At 68.6% G+C, this 1,750-nt stretch carries 2 protein-coding genes; both read left to right on the plus strand.

Annotation, left to right across the window (positions count from 1 at the left end):
* Window positions 1-3: 3 nt before the first annotated feature.
* Window positions 4-519 (plus strand): TRAP transporter small permease, encoded by a 516-nt coding sequence (locus E8D38_RS27525; RefSeq protein ID WP_246099735.1) that lies wholly within the window; start codon window positions 4-6, stop codon window positions 517-519.
* Between the two features lie 31 nt (window positions 520-550).
* Window positions 551-1,750: TRAP transporter large permease subunit (locus E8D38_RS27530; RefSeq protein ID WP_140637467.1), on the plus strand; the 1,200-nt coding region annotated here is incomplete at its 3' end.

The raw sequence follows: 1,750 nt of genomic DNA on the forward strand, positions 1-1,750 counted from the left end.
TGCCTGGCGCTGATGGTGGTGCTGGTGTTCGGCAACGTGGTGCTGCGCTACGCCTTCAGCTCGGGCATCACGGTGAGCGAGGAGCTGTCGCGCTGGCTGTTCGTGTGGATGACCTTCCTGGGCGCCATCGTGGCGCTCAAGGAGCACAGCCACCTGGGCACCGACATGCTGGTGGCGCACCTGCCGCTGTGGGGCAAGAAGGCCTGCCTGGTGGTGGGGCAGCTCGCCATGCTCTACGTCACCTGGCTGCTCTTCCAGGGCAGCCTCGAACAGGCCCGCATCAACTGGGACGTGCAGGCCCCGGTGAGCGGCGCCTCGATGGGCATCTTCTATGGCAGCGGCGTCGTGTTCGCCGTCTCGGCCGCGCTGCTGCTGGTGCGCGAGCTGCTGCGCACGCTGAGCGGACGCGCGGCCGAAAGCGAGCTGGTGATGGTGCAGGAGTCCGAGGACCTGGCCCAGGTGCAGGCCCTGCACCTCACCGAAGCCGCCCCCGGCCCCGGCCTCGGCCCCAAGCGCTGATCGATCCATCGCCCCGAACGAGGCCTCCAGAATGACCGTCTTCATCTTCCTCGGCTCGCTGCTGGGCGCCATGGCGCTGGGCATTCCCATCGCCTACTCGCTGCTGATGTCGGGCGTGGCGCTGATGTGGCACCTCGACCTGTTCGATGCGCAGATCCTGGCGCAGAACGTCATCAACGGCGCCGACAGCTTCCCGCTGCTGGCGGTGCCGTTCTTCATGCTGGCCGGCGAGATCATGAACGTGGGCGGGCTGTCCAGCCGCATCGTCAAGCTCGCGCTCACGCTGGTGGGCCACGTGCGCGGCGGACTCGGCTTCGTGGCCATCCTGGCGGCCTGCCTGCTGGCGGCCCTCTCCGGCTCGGCGGTGGCCGACACGGCGGCGCTGGCGGCGCTGCTGCTGCCGATGATGGTCAAGGCCGGCCACGACAAGGCGCGCTCGGGCGGCCTCATCGCCTCGGCCGGCATCATCGCGCCCATCATCCCGCCGTCCATCGGCTTCGTCATCTTCGGCGTGGCGGCCAACGTGTCGATCGGCAAGCTGTTCCTGGCCGGCATCGTGCCCGGCCTGCTGATGGGCGCGGCCATCGCACTCACCTGGTACTTCGTGGCCAAGCGCGAGAACGTCAGCCCGCCGGCCAAGGCCAGCGCGGCCGAGCGGCTGGCCGCGCTGAGGCAGTCCACCTGGGCGCTCATGCTGCCGGTGATCGTGCTGGTGGGGCTGAAGCTGGGCGTGTTCACGCCCACCGAGGCGGCCGTGGTCGCGGCCGTCTACGCGCTGTTCGTCGCCACCGTGGTGTACCGCGAGATGAAGCTGTCGCAGCTCTATGCGGTGTTCGTGAGCGCGGCCAGGACCAGCGCGGTGATCATGTTCCTGGTGGCCGCGGCCATGGTGAGCGCCTGGCTCATCACGGTGGCCGACCTGCCCAGCAAGATGATCGGGCTGCTGCAGCCCTTCATGGACAACCCCACGCTGCTGCTCATCGCCATCATGCTGCTGGTGATGGCGGTGGGCACGGCGATGGACATGACGCCCACCATCCTGATCATGACGCCGGTGCTGATGCCGGTGGTCAAGGCCGCGGGGATCGATCCGGTGTACTTCGGCGTGCTGTTCATCATGAACAACGCCATCGGCCTCATCACGCCGCCGGTGGGCACCGTGCTCAACGTGGTGGCCGGCGTGGGCCGCATGAAGATGGACGCCGTCACCCGCGGCGTCCTGCCCTTCATG

It is taken from the genome of Methylibium rhizosphaerae (genome assembly GCF_006386545.1).
Classification (GTDB): Bacteria; Pseudomonadota; Gammaproteobacteria; order Burkholderiales; family Burkholderiaceae_C; genus Pseudorivibacter; species Pseudorivibacter rhizosphaerae.